The 17809-nt window shown below is 72.8% G+C and carries 17 protein-coding genes; all 17 read left to right on the top strand.

Translation table 11 applies throughout. The features are described from left to right. Positions 1 to 95 precede the first annotated feature (95 nt). The 17 genes from dacB (at position 96) to GPA04_RS08145 (ending at position 17737) form a co-directional block, all read left to right on the top strand. Positions 96 to 1463 carry a D-alanyl-D-alanine carboxypeptidase/D-alanyl-D-alanine endopeptidase gene (gene dacB / locus GPA04_RS08230; RefSeq protein WP_156223614.1) on the top strand — a complete coding sequence of 456 codons (1368 nt, stop codon included), beginning with the start codon at positions 96 to 98 and terminating at the stop codon, positions 1461 to 1463. Positions 1464 to 1519: 56 nt separating this feature from the next. Next, the gene (locus tag GPA04_RS08225) at positions 1520 to 2572 is read left to right on the top strand and encodes a zinc-dependent metalloprotease (protein ID WP_156223613.1); all 1053 of its coding nucleotides are present in this window, start codon (positions 1520 to 1522) and stop codon (positions 2570 to 2572) included. A gap of 19 nt (positions 2573 to 2591) precedes the next feature. Beyond that, a complete protein-coding gene (gene tilS / locus GPA04_RS08220) occupies positions 2592 to 3659 on the top strand; it encodes a tRNA lysidine(34) synthetase TilS (RefSeq protein WP_156223612.1) in 1068 nt (355 codons plus the stop codon). A 36-nt stretch (positions 3660 to 3695) separates the two neighbouring features. Then, positions 3696 to 4235: a hypoxanthine phosphoribosyltransferase gene (gene hpt / locus GPA04_RS08215; protein ID WP_436277908.1), complete on the top strand. Its 540-nt coding sequence runs from the start codon at positions 3696 to 3698 to the stop codon at positions 4233 to 4235. Between the two features lie 174 nt (positions 4236 to 4409). Further along, the gene (ftsH, locus tag GPA04_RS08210) at positions 4410 to 6461 is read left to right on the top strand and encodes an ATP-dependent zinc metalloprotease FtsH (RefSeq protein WP_156223610.1); all 2052 of its coding nucleotides are present in this window, start codon (positions 4410 to 4412) and stop codon (positions 6459 to 6461) included. Positions 6462 to 6465: 4 nt separating this feature from the next. After that, positions 6466 to 7062 carry a GTP cyclohydrolase I FolE gene (gene folE, locus GPA04_RS08205; protein WP_156223609.1) on the top strand — a complete coding sequence of 199 codons (597 nt, stop codon included), beginning with the start codon at positions 6466 to 6468 and terminating at the stop codon, positions 7060 to 7062. Between the two features lie 12 nt (positions 7063 to 7074). Continuing rightward, complete coding sequence (gene folP / locus GPA04_RS08200) at positions 7075 to 7935, top strand: dihydropteroate synthase (protein WP_366464498.1); 861 nt, start codon at positions 7075 to 7077, stop codon at positions 7933 to 7935. 1 nt (position 7936) lies between these two features. Further along, on the top strand, positions 7937 to 9433 hold the full coding sequence (gene folK / locus GPA04_RS21220) for a 2-amino-4-hydroxy-6-hydroxymethyldihydropteridine diphosphokinase (protein WP_162458554.1): 1497 nt from the start codon (positions 7937 to 7939) through the stop codon (positions 9431 to 9433). A gap of 3 nt (positions 9434 to 9436) precedes the next feature. Then, positions 9437 to 9940 carry a DUF3180 domain-containing protein gene (locus GPA04_RS08190; protein WP_156223607.1) on the top strand — a complete coding sequence of 168 codons (504 nt, stop codon included), beginning with the start codon at positions 9437 to 9439 and terminating at the stop codon, positions 9938 to 9940. An 89-nt stretch (positions 9941 to 10029) separates the two neighbouring features. After that, a complete protein-coding gene (locus GPA04_RS08185; RefSeq protein ID WP_156223606.1) occupies positions 10030 to 10515 on the top strand; it encodes a PH domain-containing protein in 486 nt (161 codons plus the stop codon). After that, positions 10512 to 12086 carry a PH domain-containing protein gene (locus GPA04_RS08180; protein ID WP_156223605.1) on the top strand — a complete coding sequence of 525 codons (1575 nt, stop codon included), beginning with the start codon at positions 10512 to 10514 and terminating at the stop codon, positions 12084 to 12086. The genes GPA04_RS08185 and GPA04_RS08180 overlap by 4 nt, the downstream gene beginning before the upstream one ends. Next, positions 12083 to 13831 carry a pantoate--beta-alanine ligase gene (gene panC / locus GPA04_RS21610; RefSeq protein WP_436277907.1) on the top strand — a complete coding sequence of 583 codons (1749 nt, stop codon included), beginning with the start codon at positions 12083 to 12085 and terminating at the stop codon, positions 13829 to 13831. Before GPA04_RS08180 ends, panC begins: the two co-directional genes overlap by 4 nt. 70 nt (positions 13832 to 13901) lie before the next feature. After that, entirely contained in the window at positions 13902 to 15329 is a 1428-nt protein-coding gene (gene lysS, locus GPA04_RS08165; RefSeq protein WP_241680705.1) for a lysine--tRNA ligase, read from the top strand. After that, positions 15326 to 15511 carry a hypothetical protein gene (locus tag GPA04_RS08160; RefSeq protein ID WP_156223603.1) on the top strand — a complete coding sequence of 62 codons (186 nt, stop codon included), beginning with the start codon at positions 15326 to 15328 and terminating at the stop codon, positions 15509 to 15511. The genes lysS and GPA04_RS08160 overlap by 4 nt, the downstream gene beginning before the upstream one ends. Before the next feature lie 114 nt (positions 15512 to 15625). Continuing rightward, positions 15626 to 15964, top strand: coding sequence for a histone-like nucleoid-structuring protein Lsr2 (locus GPA04_RS08155; protein ID WP_156223602.1), 339 nt, complete (start codon positions 15626 to 15628; stop codon positions 15962 to 15964). Further along, the gene (locus tag GPA04_RS08150; RefSeq protein ID WP_156223601.1) at positions 15964 to 16959 is read left to right on the top strand and encodes a lactonase family protein; all 996 of its coding nucleotides are present in this window, start codon (positions 15964 to 15966) and stop codon (positions 16957 to 16959) included. The genes GPA04_RS08155 and GPA04_RS08150 overlap by 1 nt, the downstream gene beginning before the upstream one ends. Before the next feature lie 40 nt (positions 16960 to 16999). After that, on the top strand, positions 17000 to 17737 hold the full coding sequence (locus GPA04_RS08145) for a phosphoglyceromutase (protein ID WP_156223600.1): 738 nt from the start codon (positions 17000 to 17002) through the stop codon (positions 17735 to 17737). Positions 17738 to 17809: the final 72 nt, after the last annotated feature.

Raw genomic sequence — 17809 nt, 5'->3', positions numbered from 1 at the left:
GTCGCGCCTGTCGGCTCCGGGCCTAGTCTGACGTACCCGAGGAGGTGGGGGATACTCCGGGGGTGGCGAGGAACCGACGACGACGCAGGCGCCGGGTGGTTGTCCCTGTTGTCCTGCTCGCGGTCCTGCTGGGCGGCGGCTACGTCGCCGGTGACGTCTACGACGTGGTCCCCGGTGCGCTCACCATGCGCCCGGAGCGGGCGGCGGACCCGCCGTTCCCGCAGCCGCAGCTCCCGGAGCCCGCACCGCTCGAGGTGGTGGCGGACCCGGCGGACGCCGAGCAGCCCAGCACGCAAGACCTTGCCTCGCTGCGTGCGGACCTGGTCGCCGACCCGGTCGTCGGGACGGCCGGCGTGCTGGTCACCGACGTCCTCACGGGTACCGACCTCGACGCCGCCGACGCCGAGGCCGGTCACGTCCCGGCGTCGACCACCAAGCTGCTGACAGCGGCCGCGGCGGTCGCGGCGGCGGGCGCCGACCACCGGTTCACCACCAGCGTGGTCAGCGGCGGCGAGGGCGAGATCATCCTGGTCGGCGGTGGTGACCTCGCGCTGGCCGCTGGTGCGGGTGACCCGGAGACGATCATCGGTCACGCCGGTCTCGCCGATCTGGCCCAGGCGACCGCGGACGCGCTGGCCGCCGCGGGCACCGCGCGGGTGAGCGTCGGGCTCGACCTGAGCTACTACGCCGGACCCGACATGGCGCCGCGGTGGGACGAGATCGACCTCGCCGTGGGCGACGCGATGCACATGGCCCCGCTGGCGATCGACATCGGCCGGATCGAGGGCGCCCGTCCCAGGGCGATCGACCCGGCGGGCGACGCGGCCGCCGCGTTCGTCGACGCTCTCGTGGCCGCCGGGATCACCGTCGAGGGCGAGGTGGCGGGCGCGAGCGCCCCCGAGGGAGCGGTTGAGCTCGCCTCGGTCACCTCCGCGCCGCTGCGCGACCTGGTCGCCTACATGCTGCAGCACTCGGAGAACATCCTGTCCGAGGGGCTCGGGAGGCTCGTCGCGCACGAGCAGGGCGAGGAGCCCAGCTTCGACGGCGCCGGCACCGCAATCGGCGACGTGCTCGCGGGCCTCGGTGTCGACGTCGAGGGGTTGGCGCTCGCGGACTCCACCGGGCTGTCCTCGACCAACCTGATCTCGCCCCGCACCCTGGTCGGCACGCTCCTGGAGGTCGCCTCCCGGCCCGAGCTCGGATCGGTCGCTCGCGGGCTGCCGGTCGGGGGCCTGGAGGGCACGCTGTCGACCCGGCTCGACGAGACGCCCGCCGCCGGGATGGTCGCCGCCAAGACCGGCACGTTGCGCACCGTCGCCTCGTTGTCGGGCTACGTCACCACGGCCGACGGTCGCCTCCTCGCCTTCGCCGTCCTCGTCGGTGACGTCCCCACCGGGAACATCGCCGGCGCCCGCGACGCCATCGACTCCTGGGTGACGGGCGTCGCGAGCTGCGGCTGCTGACGCCCAGCTCTCGACCCAGGTGCGCCCCCTCGAGCACGGGTACGTAGGCTGGCGGCATGGCAGACGGTGCGGGCGCGGCGGCGATCGACTGGGATCTCGCCCGCCGGCGGGCGGCGGCGCTGAGCCCGGCCGGTCCCGTGGTCGAGCGCGCGGAGGCGAGCGCGGTGGTCGCCTCGCTGCGTGCCGCGGCAGCTCGGGCGCCCGGGTACGTCGGCGACGTCACCGGGCTCCACGAGGCCGCCGAGCTGGCCGAGGCGCTGCCGACCTACGTGATCGACCGCGCGCGCTGGGCGGAGGCGAACCTCGAGATGTTCGCCGACCTGCTGGGCGACGAGCTCCCTGAGGTCGGTCCGATCTCGGCGCGGTTCGCCGGCGAGGAGCTGGGCGTGCTGCTGTCGCTGCTCGCGAGCCGGGTGCTCGGCCAGTTCGACCCGTTCACGGCCTCGACGGGCGGCGGCCGCCTCCTCGTGGTCGCCCCGAACGTCCTTCATGTGCAGCGCGAGCTGCGCCTGGACGCCGCCGACTTCCACCTCTGGGTCTGCCTGCACGAGCAGACCCACGCCGTGCAGTTCAGTGCCGCCCCCTGGCTGCCCGGGCACCTGCGGGAGCACATGTCCGCGCTCGCCACCTCGATGTCGGACACCGCCGGCGCGGGCCGCCGCCTGAGCTCGCTGCTGCGGTCGCTGCCGCGCGTCCTGGAGGGAGCGCCGATCGACGCCACCTCCGGCGGACCGTTGATGTCGGCCGTCCTCACCGCCGACGAGCAGGCCCAGCTGGAGCGTGTGCTCGCGGTGATGGCACTCCTCGAGGGGCACGCCGACGTCGTCATGGACGAGGCCGGGCCCAGCGTGGTGCCGACCGTCGCGAAGATCCGCCGTGCCTTCGAGCGCCGCCGCGACGGCACCGGCGTGGCCGACATGCTGATGCGCCGGCTGCTGGGGATGGACGCCAAGCTGGCGCAGTACCGCCAGGGCGCCGCGTTCGTGCGCGGCGTGACCGCCACGGTCGGCCACGCCGGGCTCAACGCGGTCTGGTCCGGGCCCGAGCAGCTGCCGCTGGCCACCGAGATCACCGACCCGGCCGCGTGGGTGCGCCGGGTGCACGGCTAGAGGCGAGAGGTCGACGGCGTTGGTCGGGCCTGATCCCGCCGTCGCCCGGGTGCGTGCCGGGGTCCGCGACCTCCTCGAGCGGCTGCTCGCCGACGGCACCCTGGCACCCGGTGCGCTGCTGCTGGTCGCCTGCTCCGGAGGCGCGGACTCGATCGCGCTCGCCAGCCAGACCGCGTTCCTGGCACCTCGGCTCGGGCTGCACGCGGGCGCGGCGGTGGTGGACCACGGGGTCCGACCCGACAGCGCCGCCGTCGCGGCTCGTGCTGCCGCCACGTGTGCGGCGCTCGCGCTCGACCCGGTGCTGGTCCGCCGCGTCCCCGACCTCCCACGGGCCAGCGAGACCGCCGCCCGCGAGGCGCGCTACGTCGAGCTCGACGCCGCACGGGAGCAGGTCGGCGCCACCGGGGTGCTGCTCGGCCACACCCTCGACGACCAGGCCGAGACCGTGCTGCTCGCCGCCGGCCGTGGCAGCGGCACCCGTTCCCTCGCGGGCATGAGCGAGGTCCGCGGTACCTACTGGCGACCGCTGCTCGGCGTCCGGCGCAGCGACACCCACCAGACCTGCGCCGCCCTCGACCTGAGCTGCGACGTCGACCCCAGCAACGCCGTCGACGGCCCCTGGAGACGCTCCGACGGCGGCCCGGTGCCGCGTGCCGCCGTGCGCGACGTGGTGCTCACCGCGCTCGGCGACGCGCTCGGCCGCGACCCCGCTCCGGCGCTCGCCCGCACCGCACGTCTCGCCCAGGCCGATGCCGACCTCCTCGACGAGCTCGCGACGGCGGCCTGGACCCGGTGCCTGGTCGATCGCGAGGACGGCGCAGACGGCGCAGCCGTCCTGCTCGACGTCGACGCGCTCGCCGCCGAGCCCGCCGCGTTCCGGACCCGGGTGCTGCGCCGCGCGGCGCTCGTCGCGGGCGCCCCCGGCGTCGCTCTGCTCGAGTCGCACGTGCGCGCGCTCGAGTCCCTGGTGATCGACTGGCGCGGTCAGGGCGAGGTCGCGCTGCCGGGGCGCGTCGGCGGGCGTCGGGACTGTGGCAGGCTGGTGGTCGCGAGGCCAGCCGGTCGCACCGACCGGCTCCCCAGTTGACCGACGCGAGGAGACAGCGGCGTGGACGCCAGCGAGATGGGTGACGACCTCGAGAAGGTCCTCTACACCGAGCAGCAGATCCAGGACCGGCTGCAGGAGATGGCCGCCCAGATCGACGCCGACTACGCCGGCCGCGAGGTGCTGCTGGTCGGGGTCCTCAAGGGCGCGGTCATGGTGATGGCGGACCTGTCGCGCAAGCTGCGGCTGTCGGTGCAGATGGACTGGATGGCGGTCTCGTCCTACGGCTCCGGCACCAAGTCCTCCGGTGTGGTGCGCATCCTCAAGGACCTCGACACCGACCTCCTCGGCAAGGACGTGCTCATCGTCGAGGACATCATCGACTCCGGGCTCACGCTGTCGTGGCTGGTGTCCAACCTGCGCTCGCGCGGTGCCGAGAGCATCGAGATCGCCACGATGTTCCGCAAGCCCGAGGCCGCGAAGGTGGCCGTCGACGTCAGGTACGTGGGCTTCGACATCCCCAACGAGTTCGTGGTCGGCTACGGCCTGGACTATGCGGAGCGGTACCGGACGCTGCCGTTCGTCGGCACGCTCGCACCCCACGTCTACTCCTCCTGAGCAGGGCGCTGCCGGTGGTGCCGCGGTGACGCCGGCGCCGGGCGCTCATGCCCACGGCGAACAGACGCGAACCATTTCGGCCGTTCGCGCGTTGGTCGTATAGCGTCACCGCAGTTCCCATCACGAAAGTGCCGAGGAAAGAAGGATCCGGCCCGCCCTCGGGTCGCCACCGATATGAACGTCAAGAAGCTGCTGCGCGGACCCCTCATCTGGGTCGTCATCGCCCTCGTCGTCGTGTTCGCCAGCTTCCGGCTGCTCGCGGGCGGCGGTACCCAGACCATCGACACCTCGACCGGGATGGAGCTGCTCGAGGGTGAGACCCTCGAGGCCGTCGAGATCAACGACGGCTATCAACGGGTCACCCTCAGCCTGAGCGAGGAGCTCGTCGTCGATGACGTCGAGCAGGGCACGGTCGTCCAGTTCTACTACGCGACCGCGCAGGCGGACGCCGTCGCCGAGGCCGTCGCCGACGCGCGCGCCGACGACCGGCTCCCCGACGGCTACAACTCGGTGGTCCCGCAGCCCTCGATCTGGGGCTCGATCCTGCCGCTGCTGCTGACCGTGCTGCTGCTCGGTGGTCTGTTCTGGTTCCTGATGTCCCGCGTGCAGGGCGGCGGGAACAAGATGATGAACTTCGGCAAGTCCAAGGCCAAGCAGGTCACCAAGGAGATGCCGAAGGTGACGTTCGCCGACGTCGCGGGCGTCGACGAGGCGGTCGAGGAGCTCGGCGAGATCAAGGAGTTCCTCGCCGACCCCGCGAAGTTCCAGGCGGTCGGGGCCAAGATCCCCAAGGGTGTGCTGCTGTACGGCCCGCCCGGAACCGGCAAGACGCTGCTCGCGAGGGCGATCGCCGGCGAGGCCGGCGCACCCTTCTACTCGATCTCCGGGTCCGACTTCGTCGAGATGTTCGTGGGTGTCGGCGCCTCGCGCGTGCGCGACCTGTTCGAGCAGGCCAAGGCGAACGCGCCGGCGATCATCTTCGTGGACGAGATCGACGCGGTCGGACGTCACCGCGGCGCCGGGCTCGGCGGCGGTCACGACGAGCGCGAGCAGACGCTGAACCAGATGCTGGTCGAGATGGACGGCTTCGACGCCAACCAGAACGTCATCATGATCGCGGCGACCAACCGGCCCGACATCCTCGACCCGGCGCTGCTGCGTCCGGGCCGGTTCGACCGGCAGGTCGCGGTCGACGCACCCGATCTGCGCGGTCGCGAGGAGATCCTCCGGGTGCACTCCAAGGGCAAGCCGATGGCGCCGTACGTCGACCTCCACGCGGTCGCCAAGCGGACCCCGGGCTTCACCGGTGCGGACCTGGCCAACGTGCTCAACGAGGCCGCGCTGCTCACCGCGCGCACCGGTGGCGCCCAGATCGGCGACCACGAGCTCGACGAGGCGATCGATCGCGTGATCGCCGGCCCGCAGAAGCGCAGCCGCCTCATGAACGAGAAGGAGCGCAAGCTCACCGCCTACCACGAGGGCGGCCACGCCCTGGTGGCCACGGCGCTGCGCTACACCGACCCGGTCACGAAGGTGACGATCCTTCCCCGCGGGCGCGCGCTCGGCTACACGATGGTGATGCCCGCCGAGGACAAGTACTCGGTGACCCGCAACGAGCTGCTCGACCAACTCGCCTACGCCATGGGTGGCCGCGTCGCCGAGGAGATCGTCTTCCACGACCCGACCACCGGGGCGTCGAACGACATCGAGAAGGCCACCGCCACCGCGCGCAAGATGGTCAAGGAGTACGGCATGAGCGAGCGTGTCGGCGCGCTGCGGCTCGGCAACGGAGGCGACGGCGAGGTGTTCCTGGGCCGCGACATGGGTCACCAGCGTGAGTACTCCGAGGACGTCGCCGGGATCGTCGACGACGAGGTGCGCCGCCTCGTCGACGCGGCTCATGACGAGGCCTGGGAGATCCTGACCCAGTACCGGCACGTGCTCGATGCGCTGGCGTTCGAGCTGCTCGAGCGGGAGACGCTCAACCAGGCGGAGCTCGCCGAGGTGTTCACCCCGATCGAGAAGCGCCCGCCGCGGCCGGTCTGGCTCTCGAGCGCGCACCGCGCCGTGAGCGACCTGCCCCCGGTGCAGTCGCCGAGGGAGATCGCCTCCGGAGCGCCGCAGATGCTGCCGCAGGACCAGATCGCCGCCGCCGGGAACGACGAGAGTCCCGCGCAGGAGGTCCGCGAGATCCCGCCTGACGGCACCGTGGACAGCCAGGGCTGAGCGCATGTCCGAGGATCTCCGGGCCCCGCAGCCGCCGGGCTACGACGAGGCTGCGGCCATCGCCGCCGTTCGCGACCTGCTGGTCGCGCTCGGGCTCGACCCCACGCGGGACGGCATGCTGGAGACGCCCCGGCGGGTCGCACGGGCCTACCGGGAGGCGTTCTCCGGACTGGCCCAGGAGCCGGGCGACGTGCTGCAGACCTTCTTCGAGCTCGGGCACAACGAGCTCGTGCTGGTGCGCGACATCGAGGTCTACTCCACCTGTGAGCACCACCTGCTGCCGTTCCACGGCGTGGCGCACGTCGGGTACATCCCCGGCTCCGACGGCCGCGTGACCGGGCTGAGCAAGCTCGCACGACTCGTCGACGTCTACGCCAAGCGGCCGCAGGTGCAGGAGCGGCTCACCTCCCAGGTGGCGGACGCGCTCATGGACAAGCTCAACGCCCTGGGTGCGATCGTGGTCATCGAGTGCGAGCACCTGTGCATGTCGATGAGGGGCGTCCGGAAGCCCGGCTCGCGCACCGTGACCTCCGCCGTCCGCGGCTCGCTCCGCGACCCCACCACCCGGGCCGAGGCGATGAGCCTGATCACGCGTGCGTGAGAGGCTGGATCCGTGAGCGTCGCCGACCCTGCTGCCACGAGGGTGATGGGCGTGGTCAACGTGACGCCCGACTCCTTCAGCGACGGCGGTCAGTGGCTCGACCCCGAGCTCGCGATCGCGCACGGCCGGCACCTGATCGCCCAAGGTGCGGACCTCCTCGACGTCGGCGGTGAGTCCACCAGGCCCGGTGCGACCCGGGTCCCCGAGGACGTCGAGCTGGCGCGCGTGATGCCGGTCGTGCAGGGCCTCGCCGCCGAGGGCGCCGCGATCAGCGTCGACACGATGCGCGCCTCGGTGGCCGAGAAGGTGCTCGACGCCGGCACGAGCTGCATCAACGACGTCTCCGGCGGTCTGGCCGACCCCGAGATGCCGCGTCTGGTCGCCGACCGCGGCTGCGACGTGATCGTGAGCCACTGGCGTGGGCACTCCGACGTCATGAGCCAGCGGGCCGGCTACGACGACGTGGTCGCCGACGTCGCGCGCGAGCTCGAGCAGCGCGTGACCGCCTTCCTCGAGGCCGGTGTGCGGCAGGACCGCATCATCCTCGACCCGGGCCTGGGGTTCGCCAAGAACGCCGACGCGAACTGGCAGCTGCTCTCGCACGTCGAGGTCTTCATGGCGACCGGTCACCGGGTCCTGGTGGGCGCCTCACGGAAACGGTTCCTGGGTGAGCTCCTCGAGCACGACGGCGTCCCGGCCCTGCCGACCTACCGCGACCGCGCGACCGCAGCGGTGTCGGCTTTGATGGCGGCACGGGGTGTCTGGGCCGTGCGCGTCCATGACGTGGCAGGCTCGGTCGACGCGGTGCGTGTCGGCACAGCGGTGCGAGCGGCCGGCGAGGCCAGGTTCGAGCAGGGCAGGACGGGAGACTGACATGGGTGCGGCGAGGGCGGACGTCATCAGGCTGGTCGGGCTCGGAGGTGTCGGGAGGCACGGCGTGCTGCCCGAGGAGCGACGCAGCGGCCAGCTCTTCAAGGTCGACCTGGTGCTGCACCTCGACACGCGCGCCGCGGCCACCAGCGACGACCTCACCCACACGGTCAACTACGCCGAGGTCGCCGCTGACGTCGTCGGTCTGATCGAGGGGGAGCCGGTCAACCTCATCGAGACCCTCGCCGCCATGATCGCCGACGCCGTGCTGGCGCGGCCCGCGGTGCAGAGCGTCGAGGTGACCGTGCACAAGCCGGAGGCCCCCGTCGGGGTCCCGTTCGACGACGTCCAGGTCAGCATCGTGCGCGACCGCACGCTCGAGCCCGCCGCGCAGCCCGCCGCCGCACCGGCGCCGGTGGCCGCTGTGCAGGAGCCCGACCGCGACGACGTCCCCGCCGTCGCCGCGGCTCCGCCCGAGCCGGCCCCGCTGAGCGCACCGACCGACCTCGACGCCGAGCCGGCCGAACCGGTCGAGGTGGTCCTCGGCCTGGGCGGCAACCTCGGCGACGTCCGCACCACGCTGCGGCGGGCCATCGACGACCTCGCTGCCTCCGGGGTCCTGGAGATCGTCGACGTGGCGCCGCTGGCGAAGACCGCGGCCGTGCTGCAGCCCGACGCCGTGTCCCAGCCCGACTACCTCAACACCGTCGTGGTCGCACGCACCACCGCCTCGCCGCGCGCCGTGCTCGCCGCGACGCAGCAGGTCGAGGCCGCGCACGGCCGGGTCCGTGAGGAACGGTGGGGCGAGCGCACCCTCGACGTCGACATCCTCACCTACGGTTCGGTCTCCAGCGCCGACCCGGAGCTGAGCCTGCCGCACCCGCGCGCGAACGAGCGCGCGTTCGTGCTGGTGCCGTGGGCCCACATGGACCCCGACGCGTTCCTGCCGGGCCTCGGCGGTGGGCCGGTGGCGGCTCTCGCCGACACGGCGCCCGACCGCGGCGGCGTGAGGTGGCTCGCGCTCGACTGGTACGAGCGAGGCTCGTCGCCGCGCTCCGAACCCGCACCCGCGGCAGCGTCCGCGGCCCCCGCCGCGGAGGACGAGGCCGAGGACCTGTCCACCTCCCGTGTGGTCACCAACCGACCCGAGGCCGCCGCCGCTGCGCTGCCGGTGCCGGAACCCCTGCCCGTGCCCGAGCCCGCGCCGGCCCCGGAGCCCGTTCCCACGCCCGAGCCGCTCCCGTCTCCGATGCCCGAGCCGGTCCCCGCGCCTGCGCCCGAGCCGCTCCCGGCACCGGAGCCGGCACCCGAGCCGGCACCCGAGCCCGAGCCGACGGCTCGGCCCCTGGCCGCGCCCGGACCGCTGCCGAGCCCCGAGCCCGAGGCCGGGCCCGACCCGCAGCCCCGGGCCCCGTGGGAGGCGGACGAGCCGGACCCCGCGAGCGCGACCCGGATCCGGCCCCGCTGGGCGCCGATCCGCGGCGATGACCCCGAGGCGTAGCAGGTGAGCGAGCCGGACCCCGGGCTGCGGGTGCGGTGGGCCGCGCTGGGTGCGGCCTTCCTCGCGGTCGGAACCGTGAGCGCCGTGCTGCTGCGCTGGTGGCAGAGCAACGGCGGCGACCTGCCGCAGATCCCGCTGCTGCTGGCCGCGCTGCTGGCCATCGTGGGTGCCGTCGTGCTGGTGCTGGGCCTGCGGGTACGGCGCTGGGTCTCGCGCGGCGAGCACGTCGACCCGATCGGCGCCACCCGCACGCTCGTCCTCGGTCAGACGGCGGCCCTCGCCGGGGCGGTGCTCGCCGGGTACCTCACCGCATCCCTCGGGCTGGCCTCGATGCAGCTGGAGCTGCCGGAGCCGCGGCAGGTCGCGCTGGCCTCGGGGGTCGGGCTGCTGGCCGCCGTCGCCATGGCCGTGGCCGGCATGGTCACCCAGTGGTGCTGTCGTGTCCCACCCGAGGACGAGGACGGCGACGACCGCTACCCGGACGGCACCCACCGCCCGGCACGCTGACCCCGCGGTCGGCGCGCAGCAGCCCGCGCGCGGGGCGCCCCGGGCGGGCATGGTGGTCGCCCGCACCGCCGTCAGGGGAGAATGGCCGCATGGACTCCACTGCGTTCGATGTCCCGGGGGTGGCCTGGGCGCCGGTCTCCGACAAGCTGATCGGCGTGCGTCGGCTCACCGCCGGCATCTGGCTGGGCCTGCCGCTTCTCGGATCCGCGGTCCCGGCCGTGATCTTCGGCGGTGCCGTCTGGATCGCTCCGGCGGTGTTCGCGCTCTTCCTCGTGTGGGCGTTCTGGCTGATCCCCCGGCAGGTGCGCGCGATCGGCTACGCCGAGCTCGACGACGACCTGCTGATCCGCAAGGGCGTGATGTTCCGGTCGCTGTCGGTGGTCCCGTACGGGCGGATGCAGTTCGTGGACGTGCAGGCAGGCCCGCTGACCCGCCGCGCCGGGATCGCGCAGGTGCAGCTGCACACGGCGTCCGCCGGCAGCGACGCTGCGATCCCGGGCCTTCCCGAGGCCGACGCCGCGCGGCTGCGTGACCGGCTCAGCGAGGCCGGCGAGGCGAGGCTGGCCGGCCTGTGAGCGCTCCGTGGAGCCCACCACCCGGCGTCAGCGCGCCGGAGGACACGAGCGAGGCGCCGCCGTCGGCACCTCCGGACACCACCTCCGAGCCGGTCGAGTGGCGTCGCCTGCACAAGGTGACCCCGGCCCTCAACGCCTGGAAGGCCGCTGCGGTCCTCCTCGGTATCGCGGTCTGGAACTACGGCGAGGAGCTCGCCCAGCTCGAGCTGCCGGTGCTCCAGAAGGGCTTGTTCGTCATCGGGGCGATCGTGCTCGGCGGGCTGATCGGCTTCGGCTACGGAGCGCTCGCGTGGCGTCGCACCCAGTACGGGATCGGCACCGACAGCGTGTTCCTGCACTCGGGCGTGCTGTGGCGCCAGCAGCGGCACGTGCGGCTCGACAGGCTGCAGGCCGTGGACGTGACGCAGCCGCTGCTCGCGCGGATGTTCGGCTTCTCCTCGCTCAAGATCGAGTCGGCCGGCGGTGCCGGCTCCAACCTCACGCTGTCCTACCTCACCGATGACGAGGCGCAGCGGGTCCGCAACGAGATCCTCGCGCGCGCCGCGGGCGTCAAGCGGGGCGAGCAGCCCGCGGGCAGCCCGCCGGTCGACGCGCAGGCCGCGCCCGAGCGGCAGCTGCTCGAGCTGAGCTCCGGGCGTCTGATCGGGTCGCTGATCCGCTCGGCCGGCGTGATGCTCGCGGTCGTGCTGGTCGCGGGCCTCGTCGTGACGGTCGTGGTGACCCAGACGTTCCAGTTCGTGGCCGGTGCGCTGCCGGCGGTGCTGGGCGCCGTCGGTTACGTGTGGTCGCGGTTCGCGGGCGAGTTCTCGTTCCGCATCGGCATCTCCGCCGACGGCATCCGGCTCCGCCACGGGCTGCTCGAGTCCAAGGCGCGCACCGTGCCACCCGGGCGCGTGCAGGCGATCTCGCTCTCCCAGCCGCTGCTGTGGCGCGGCAAGGAATGGTGGCGGCTGCGCATGAACGTCGCCGGATACGGTGCCGAGAGCGGCCAGGAGGCCTCCACGGTGCTGTTCCCCGTGGCCACCACCGAGGAGCTGCAGCAGATCCTGCCGCTCGTGCTGCCCGATCTCGGCACCGACAACCCGCTGGAGACCTTGCAGGCGGCCCTCACCGGAGTCGGCGACGACGACGGCTTCATCATCTCGCCCCCGCGAGCGAACCTGTTCGACCCGTTCAGCTGGCGCAGGCAGGGCATCCGCGTCACCCGGACCGCGCTGCTGCTGCGCTCGGGCGTCTGGTGGCGCTACCTGGCGATCGTGCCGCACGAGCGCACCCAGTCGATGGCGATCACGCAGGGGCCGCTGGAGCGGCGTCGCAGGCTCGCCGGCCTGGACTTCCACTCCACCGCGGGGCCGGTGCGCGCCTCGGCGATCCATCTCGACGTGGACGTGGCCCGCGACCTGCTGCTCGACCTCGCCGGCCGCGCCCGGGAGGCTCGCCGCCACGCGGCGCCCGAGCGGTGGATGCAGACGAGGGTCGACGCGACGGCCGGGCCGCGCGAGGCCGCATCGCTGCGCGCCGGCTACGCCGGCGTGCTCCCGACCACGCCCGGCCGGGACAGCGCTCGGTGACCTCGCGGCCGGGCCGGCTGGGGATCGGCGTCGTCGGAGCGGGTCGGGTCGGCGCCGTGCTCGCGCACGTCCTCCGGAGCGCCGGGCACGCCGTCGTCGGCGCCAGCGGGGTCTCCGAGGCCAGTCGTGACCGCGTCGCCGACCTGCTGCCGGGGGTGCCGGTGCTCGAGGTCGAGCAGGTCGTCGAGCGGGCCGAGCTCGTGCTGCTCACCGTCCCCGACGACGCGTTGGCGCCGCTCGTGGCCGGGCTCGCCCAGCTCGGTCGGTTCCACGAGGGTCAGCTGGTCGTGCACACCGCGGGCCGCTTCGGCACCGACGTGCTCGCGCCCGCCCGCGACGCCGGAGCGATCCCGCTCGCGATCCACCCGGCGATGACGTTCACCGGGACCAGCACCGACGTCGCACGGCTGGTGGGCGCGCCGTTCGCCGTCACGGCCGACGAGGCCGTGCTGCCGATCGCGCTGGCGCTGGTCGTCGAGCTCGGCGGCGAGCCGGTGGTGCTGCCCGAGGCGGCGCGCGGTCGCTACCACGCGGCGCTGTCGCACGCCTCGAACCACCTCGTCACCCTGATCGCGCAGGCGCGCGGCACGCTGGCGACGATCGACGGCGTCGACCCCGCCATGCTCGGGCCGCTCGCGCAGGCGTCGCTCGACGGTGCGGTGCACCGCGGCGACGCCGCCCTGACCGGGCCGGTCTCGCGCGGTGACGCCGGCACCGTCTCCGAGCACGTCGAGGCGCTCGCGGCGCTGCAGGGGCAGCCTGACGTGCTGCCCGCCTACCGCGCCCTGGCCCGGGCGACGGCGGAGCGCGCCGCGCGCACCGGGCGGCTCAGCGAGCCCCGGGCGCGCGGTGTGCTCAGCGCGCTCGACGGGCACGCGACCCGGGCGCTCACCGAGCCGCCCAGGCTCGTCAGCACCGTCGCAGACCTGCGTGCCGCGCTGACGCCGCGCCGCCGCGCCGTGGTCATGACGATGGGGGCGTTGCACGAAGGGCACCTCGCGCTCGTGCGCGGGGCGGCGCAGCGCGCCGACGAGGTCGTGGTGACGATCTTCGTCAACCCGTTGCAGTTCAGCGCGGGCGAGGACCTCGCGACCTATCCGCGGACCCTCGAGGCCGACCTCGCCCGGCTGACCGAGACCGGCGTGGTCGACCTGGTGTTCGCGCCGTCCGTCGCCGAGATGTACCCCGACGGCGAACCCCTGGTCACGCTCGACGCCGGCCCGATGGGGGAGGTCCTCGAGGGCGCGGCCCGCCCGGGCCACTTCGACGGCATGCTCACGGTCGTCAACAAGCTGCTGCACCTGACCCGGCCGGACGTCGCGATGTTCGGGCAGAAGGACGCGCAACAGCTGGCGCTGGTCCGGCGCATGGTGGCCGACCTCGACATGGACATCGAGATCGTCGCCGAGCCCATCGTCCGGGAGCCGGACGGGCTGGCGCGGTCCAGCCGCAACACCTACCTCGCGCCGGCCGAGCGTGCGGCCGCGCTCGCGCTCTCGCGTGCGATGCGCGCAGGCAGCCAGGCTCGTGAGGGCGGTCCGGAGGCCGTGCTGGCGGCCGCCCGAGCGGAGCTCGACGCCGCCGACCCGCTCGTCGAGGTCGACTACCTCGCGCTCGTCGACCCCGCGACCCTGCGGCCGGCCCCGAGCGAGCGCCCGACGGCCGCCACCCTCCTGCTGGTCGCAGCCAGGGTGGGCCGAACTCGGCTCATCGACAATGCGGTGATTGACTATCCCGGTGAGTAGCGGACCAGAGCACGACGACGAGCAATCCCTCCCCGAGCAGTACCGCGTACGCCTGGCCAAGCGCGACCGGATGCTCGCCGAGGGTCGAGAGCCGTACCCGGTCGCGGTGCCGATCACGCACACGATCGGCCAGGTGCGCGCGGCGCACCCCGACCTCGAGCCCGGTGCCGAGACCGACGACGTCGTCGGCGTCGCCGGCCGGGTGGTGCACCTGCGCAACACCGGGAAGCTGTGCTTCGTCACGCTCGCCGACGGCGCGGGGGAACGGCTGCAGGTGATGCTCTCGCTCGCCGAGGTCGGCGAGGAATCCCTCGACTCCTTCAAGGCCGATGTCGACCTCGGCGACCATCTCTTCGCGCACGGCAAGGTCATCAGCTCGCGCCGCGGAGAGCTGTCCGTGTTCGCCGACACCTGGCAGCTCGCTGCGAAGGCGTTGCGCCCTCTTCCCACCCTCCACAAGGAGTCCTCGGAAGAGACTCGGGTGCGGCAGCGATATCTCGATCTGATCGCCCGTCCGGCCGCGAGAGAAATGGTCAGAGTTCGCTCCGCCGTCGTGAGATCGATCAGGAGCGAGCTGCACGAGCGAGGCTTCCTCGAGGTCGAGACCCCGATCCTGCAGACCCAGCACGGCGGCGCCGCGGCGCGGCCATTCGTGACGCACATGAATGCGTACGACATCGATCTCTACATGCGCATCGCGCCCGAGCTGTTCCTCAAGAGGGCGGTTGTCGGGGGAATTGAGCGCGTGTTCGAGCTCAACCGGATCTTCCGTAACGAGGGCGCCGATTCCACGCACTCGCCCGAGTTCGCGATGCTCGAGGCCTATCAGGCCTATGGCGACTACATGTCGATCGCGAACCTGACGCGCGAGCTGGTGCAGGCGGCTGCGCTCGCCGCCTTCGGCACCACCGAGGTGACGCTCGCCGATGGCACGAGCTACGACGTCGGGGGTGAGTGGCCCCAGCTCGACATGTACACGGCCACGTCGGAGGCGATGGGCATGACGATCTCGCCGGAGACGCCGCTCGATCAGCTGATGGCGCACGCCGACGCCGCCGGCCTGCAGATCAACCCGGCGCACGTCATCCCGGGCAAGGTCGCCGAGGAGCTGTTCGAGCACCACGTGGGCGACCACCTGTGGGAACCCACCTTCGTGATGCACTACCCGGTCGACAACTCGCCGCTGGTGCGCGCGCACCGCAGCCGCCCGGGGGTCGTCGAGAAGTGGGACCTCTACGTGCGCGGGTTCGAGCTCGGGACCGGTTATTCCGAGCTGGTGGACCCGGTCGTGCAGCGCGAGCGGTTCGAGGCGCAGGCGCTGCTGGCCGCGAAGGGCGACCATGACGCGATGCGGGTGGACGAGGACTTCCTCGAGGCCATGGAGCACGGGATGCCACCGATGGGCGGCATGGGTATGGGACTGGACCGATTGTTGATGGCACTCACCGGGCTCGGCATTCGCGAGACGATCCTGTTCCCGTTGGTGAAGCCGCGATGAACGATATCCTCAGCACCGTGGTACCCCCGATCGGGGTACTGATCCTCTTCGTGATCGTGATTCGTGCCTTCGTGGTCGCCGATCGCAGAGAGCGCGCCGCACGACAAAAGATCGACGCGGAGATCGAGCGCCGTCGCGCCGAAAGCAGAACAGCGCAAAGCCCGACCGAGAACCACGAGTAGACTTCTTTGACATCGCCGAAGCGCGAGTGTCAAGATTTCCTTTGCTCGAGCGCGGAGAACGGCATTCCCGCCATTCGAGTCAGACTCATCACCTCATGAAGAAGGGCCACGCTCATGGCACAGAAGGTCAAGGTTCTGCTGATCGATGACCTCGATGGCAGCGACGCGGACGAGACCATCTCGTTCGCCGTCGACGGGGTCACCTACGAGATCGACCTCAACGCCGAGCACGCGGCCGAGCTGCGTGAGGCGTTTGCACGGTGGATCGGTCACGCCCGCCGTTCCGGCGGCCGGCGCAGCGCGACGACGCGTCGCGCGGCATCCGGCAGCGCGCCCGCCCGCAGCGGCGACACCGGCGCGATCCGGGAGTGGGCGCGCGAGAACGGCTACAAGGTCAGCGACCGCGGCCGGGTCTCGGCGGAGATCCGCGAGGCCTACGCCGCCGCGCACTGATGACCGACATCTGGGTGGGCAGCTCCACCCCGCAGATCTCACGGCTCGCCGGCGGCCGGCTGTCCCCCGCGGGGGACGCCGCCGAGCGGCCGGCGTTCCTGGCGCTCCACCCGACGGCGCCCCGGTTGTACGCCGTCGACGAGTCCGATCCCGGGTCGGTCGCCGCGTTCGAGATCTCCGGTGCGACGCTGGTGCGCACCGGCAGCGCCAGCAGCGGCGGCAGCTCACCCTGCCACCTCTCCGTGCACCCCGACGGGGGCTGGCTGTACACGACGAACTACGGCGACGGCGTCGCCACCGCGCTCGCTCTCGACGCCGCCGGTGACCTCACCGGCGAGTCGGTGACGCTGCCGCACTCGGGCAGCGGACCGAACGCCGAGCGGCAGGACGGCTCGCACGCCCACTCCTCCTGGGTCTCGCCCGAGGGCGCATGGCTCGTGGTGGCCGACCTCGGCACGGACGAGCTGCGTGCCTACCGTCTCGAGGATGGACGGCCCGTCGGCGAACCGGTGCTCACGGCGCTGGTCCCGGGCAGCGGACCCCGTCACGCGGTGGTGGCCGGCGACCTGGTCCACGTGGCGTGCGAGCTCAGCTGTGAGGTCGTCACGCTGCGGTGGGACGAGGCCACCGGCACCGGCGAGCTGCTGGGCTCGGTCGGCACGGTGACCGTGCCTGCCCGGACCGGGGACACCCACACGGTGTCCCACCTCGAGCTGATCGACCCGACCACCCTGGTGGTCGGTGTGCGCGGCGCGGACTCGCTCGCGGTGGTGGGGCTCGCCGACGGCGTGGTCGACCGCCTGCTCGCCGAGATCCCCACGGTCACGTGGCCACGGCACCTCACGGTGGTGGGGGAGACGGTCCTGGTCGCGGGGGAGTACGCCGACCAGATCGGTGTGCACCAGGTCGATCGCGGCCCGGGCGGTCCGACGGTCGGGGAGCTGAGCTCGACGATCGCGGCGTCCGCTCCCATGTGCCTGCTGCCCGCACGCTGAGGGTCATGGGCCGTCTCGCCGATGCGGCAGACTGGCTCGCATGACCTACACCCTCGTGCTGCTCCGCCACGGCGAGAGCGAATGGAACGCCCTCAACCTGTTCACCGGTTGGGTGGACGTGCCGCTGTCCGAGAAGGGTCGGGAAGAGGCTGTGCGCGGCGGCACCTTGCTGACCGAGGCCGGCGTTCTCCCCGACGTCCTGCACACCTCGCTGCTGCGTCGTGCGATCACGACCGCGCACCTGACGCTCGACGCCGCCGACCGGCACTGGATCCCGGTCCACCGCAGCTGGCGCCTCAACGAGCGCCACTACGGCGCGCTGCAGGGCAAGGACAAGAAGCAGATCCGTGACGAGTTCGGCGACGAGCAGTTCATGACCTGGCGCCGCAGCTACGACGTGCCGCCGCCGCCGATCGAGCTCGGCTCCGAGTTCAGCCAGGACGCCGACCCCCGCTACGCCGGTGAGCCCATCCCCACCACCGAGTGCCTCAAGGACGTGCTGGAGCGCGCGCTGCCGTACTGGGAGGGCGAGATCGTCGCCGACCTGCGCGAGGGCAAGACCGTCATGGTCGCGGCGCACGGCAACTCGCTGCGCGCGATCATCAAGCACCTGGACGGCATCGACGACGAGGTGATCGCCGGTCTCAACGTGCCGACCGGGATCCCGCTGGTGTACGAGCTGGACGAGGACATGGTGCCGGTCACGGCGGGCGGGACCTACCTGGACCCGGAGGCGGCCGCCGAGGCGATCGCCGCCGTCGCCAACCAGGGACGCTGAGCACCGACACCCCGCACACGCACGACGCCCCCGACCGATCCGGTCGGGGGCGTCGCGCGTCCCGGGAGAGGC

This window comes from Pseudactinotalea suaedae, from assembly GCF_009733815.1.
GTDB lineage: Bacteria > Actinomycetota > Actinomycetes > Actinomycetales > Beutenbergiaceae > Pseudactinotalea > Pseudactinotalea suaedae.
The sequence above is the reverse complement of the archived record's forward strand: the minus strand, read 5'-3'. Positions and strand labels throughout refer to the sequence as shown.

Coding starts and splice junctions, on each gene's coding strand:
- GPA04_RS08225 (WP_156223613.1), top strand. CDS start 1,520: ATGGCAGACGGTGCGGGCGCGGCGGCGATCGACTGGGATCTCGCCCGC.
- hpt (WP_436277908.1), top strand. CDS start 3,696: ATGGGTGACGACCTCGAGAAGGTCCTCTACACCGAGCAGCAGATCCAG.
- ftsH (WP_156223610.1), top strand. CDS start 4,410: ATGAACGTCAAGAAGCTGCTGCGCGGACCCCTCATCTGGGTCGTCATC.
- folE (WP_156223609.1), top strand. CDS start 6,466: ATGTCCGAGGATCTCCGGGCCCCGCAGCCGCCGGGCTACGACGAGGCT.
- folK (WP_162458554.1), top strand. CDS start 7,937: ATGGGTGCGGCGAGGGCGGACGTCATCAGGCTGGTCGGGCTCGGAGGT.
- GPA04_RS08185 (WP_156223606.1), top strand. CDS start 10,030: ATGGACTCCACTGCGTTCGATGTCCCGGGGGTGGCCTGGGCGCCGGTC.
- lysS (WP_241680705.1), top strand. CDS start 13,902: ATGCTCGCCGAGGGTCGAGAGCCGTACCCGGTCGCGGTGCCGATCACG.
- GPA04_RS08160 (WP_156223603.1), top strand. CDS start 15,326: ATGAACGATATCCTCAGCACCGTGGTACCCCCGATCGGGGTACTGATC.
- GPA04_RS08155 (WP_156223602.1), top strand. CDS start 15,626: ATGGCACAGAAGGTCAAGGTTCTGCTGATCGATGACCTCGATGGCAGC.
- GPA04_RS08150 (WP_156223601.1), top strand. CDS start 15,964: ATGACCGACATCTGGGTGGGCAGCTCCACCCCGCAGATCTCACGGCTC.
- GPA04_RS08145 (WP_156223600.1), top strand. CDS start 17,000: ATGACCTACACCCTCGTGCTGCTCCGCCACGGCGAGAGCGAATGGAAC.